The organism is Streptomyces sp. NPDC059851 (assembly GCF_042732005.1).
Lineage (GTDB): Bacteria > Actinomycetota > Actinomycetes > Streptomycetales > Streptomycetaceae > Streptomyces.
The window spans coordinates 1-3,058 of record NZ_JBHWJJ010000275.1; the positions used below are offsets into that span (position 1 = coordinate 1).

At 73.5% G+C, this 3,058-nt stretch carries 2 protein-coding genes; both read left to right on the forward strand.

What is annotated here, in order from left to right; all coding sequences use genetic code 11:
- On the forward strand, positions 1-2,430 hold a 2,430-nt coding region (locus ACFV7Q_RS38630; protein WP_385435632.1), incomplete at its 5' end, for an amino acid adenylation domain-containing protein.
- A partial coding sequence (locus tag ACFV7Q_RS38635; protein WP_385435633.1) for a condensation domain-containing protein occupies positions 2,427-3,058 on the forward strand: 632 nt, incomplete at its 3' end. The genes ACFV7Q_RS38630 and ACFV7Q_RS38635, both read left to right, overlap by 4 nt.

Sequence of the window (3,058 nt, forward strand, 5' to 3'; positions counted from 1 at the left end):
GCGATCGGTTCTCCCGTCGCGGGGCGGGCGGACGAGGCGCTGGACGACCTGGTCGGCTTCTTCGTCAACACCCTCGTGCTGCGGACCGACACCGGCGGCGATCCGTCGTTCCGGGAGCTCCTCCGGCGGGTCCGCGACACCGACCTGGCGGCCTGGGCGCACCAGGACGTGCCGTTCGACCGGCTCGTCGAGGCCCTCAACCCGGAGCGGTCCGCCTCCCGCCACCCCCTGGCCCAGGTCATGCTCTCGGTCACGGACGCGGGCGTGCCCGTTCCCGACCTGCCGGGTGTGACCGCCGAGTCGGAGTTCGCGCCGCTGGAGATCGCCAAGTTCGACCTCACGTTCACCTTCCGGGAGCACCACGGCCCGACCGGCGGCCCCGCCGGCTTCGACGTGCACGTGGAGTACGCCACCGACCTCTACGACGCCGCTACCGTGCAGGCCGCACTCGCCCGCCTGGTCCGGCTGCTCGGGGCGGCGGCCGCCTTCCCGGACCTGCCCGCCGGCGAGCTCGACATGCTGGGCGACGAGGAACGCCGGCGGCTGCTCGACACCTGGAACGGCGCCCGCGTCCCCCGCACCGGCACCTCCCTGCCCGGGGCGTTCGCCGCGCAGGCCGCCCGCACCCCGGACGCCCAGGCCCTCGTGACGGGCGAACGGAGCCTCACTTACGCCGAGTTGGACGCGTGCGCCGACCGGTTGGCCCACCGGCTCCGCGACGCGGGTGTCCGCCCGGGGGACCCCGTGGTCCTCTACGTCGAGCGCTCCCCGGAGGCGGTCGTCGCGACCCTCGCGGTCGTGAAGGCCGGGGCGGTCTACGTCCCGCTGGACGTCCGCTACCCCACCGACCGCATCAATCTGATCATCCGGGAGTCGAAGGCCGGAGTCTTCCTCACGGACCGCCCCCTCACGGCGCTGGACCTCCCCGAGAACGCCCGCACGATCCCCGTCGGCGGCGTGGCCGACATCCCCGGCGCGGCCGACATCCCCGGCGTGGCCGACACCACGGACGGCAAGGACGGTACCGCCGACCGGCCCGGCCCTCTGCCCGCCGTCCACCCCGACCAGGCGGCCTACGCGATGTTCACGTCCGGCTCGACCGGAGTCCCCAAGGGCGTCGCTGTCACCCACCGCAACATCACCGACCTGGCCGCCGACGCGCCGTTCCCGCCCGCATCGCGCGCCCGCATGCTGCTGCACTCGCCGATGGCCTTCGACGCATCGACGTTCGAGCTGTGGATGCCGCTGCTGGCCGGCGGCACCCTCGTGATCGCACCGCCCGGACTGCTCGACGCGGCCGCGATGGGCCGGGTGCTGGCGGAAGGACGGGTCACGGGCCTCGTCCTCGCGGCGGGACTGCTGCAGATGGTGGCCGAGGAGGAGCCGGAGGCCCTCGCAGGCGTACGGACCGTGCTGACCGGCGGCGACGTGGTGTCGGTGGAGGCGGTCCGGCGCATCCAGGAGCACTGCCCCGACACCACCGTGCTCAACGGGTACGGTCCCACCGAAGCCACCGTCATGGCCGCCGCACACGCGGTCCGCAAGCCCCTCGACTACCCGGGCGCCCTGCCGATCGGCACCGCACTGGACAACACCCGGCTGTACGTCCTGGACGCCGCGATGCGCCTCGTGCCGCCCCTCACCCCGGGCGAGCTCTACCTGGCGGGTGCCGGCCTCGCCGCCGGCTACCTCAACCGCCCCGCGCTCACTGCCGAACGGTTCACCGCCGACCCCTACGGCCCGCCCGGCAGCCGCATGTACCGCACGGGCGACCTCGCCCGCTGGAACCACCACGGCGAGATCGAATTCCTCGGCCGCGCCGACCAGCAGGTCAAACTCCGTGGCTTCCGCATCGAACCCGGCGAGGTCGAGACGGCCCTGTGCCGGCACGCGTCGGTCGGGCAGGCGGCGGTGGTCCTCGGCGAGATCCGCCCCGGCGACAAGTGCCTGATCGGCTACGTGACACCGGCCGAAGGCGCCCGCGTCGACGTCGCCGAGCTGCGCGCGCACGCCTCCGCGACCCTGCCCGACTACATGACGCCGACGGCGTACGTCGTCCTGGACGCCCTGCCGTGGACCGCCAACGGAAAACTCGACCGCCGGGCACTCCCGGCGCCGGAACCGTCCGACGAGGACACCGGCCAGGGCCGGCCGCCCCGCAACCCGAAGGAAGCCACGCTCTGCGACCTCTTCGCGGAGGTACTCGGCCGCCCCGCGGTGTCCATCGACGACAACTTCTTCCACCTGGGCGGGCACTCCCTGCTCGCCACCCGGCTCGTACGCCGGATCAACAGCGTCACGGGAGCCGGCCTCGCGGTCGGCACCCTCTTCGAGAATCCGACAGTGGCCACCCTGGTCGACAAGGCCGACGGCGCCGACGGCGCCCGGCCCAAGCTTCGGCCGATGCGCCGGACGGGAGCAGCCAAGTGATCCCCTTGTCCTACGCCCAGCAGCGGCTCTGGTTCCTGGACCAGATGGAGGGCCCCTCGGCGACGTACAACATCTCCCTGGCGATACGGCTGACCGGCGACCTCGACCGCAGCGCACTGCACGGCGCCCTGGCCGATGTCGTCGGCCGGCACGAGGCGCTGCGGACGGTGTTCCCCGCCGTCGACGGCACCCCCCACCAGCAGGTCCTGGCAGTGCACGAGGCCGACCTCGCGCTGCCCGTGCTCCCCGCGGCCGAGGACACCCTCCAGGCCACCCTGGCCGAGCTGGCCGGGGCCGCCTTCGACCTCTCCCGCGAACTGCCCGTCCGGGCCACCCTGCTGGAACTCGGACCGCAGGGTCACGTCCTGCTGCTGGTCATGCACCACATCGCCTCGGACGGCGGTTCGAACGCCCCGCTGATGCGCGACCTGGGCACCGCCTACGCCGCCCGCAGCAAGGGCGGTGCGCCCGACTGGGAGCCCCTGGAGATCCAGTACGCGGACTACACGCTGTGGCAGCGGGAGGTGCTGGGTGACGCGGACGAGCCGGGCAGTGTGTTGGCGTCGCAGCTCGACCACTGGAAGGCGGCGTTGGTCGGGCTGCCGGACGAGGTGTCGCTGCCCGCGGA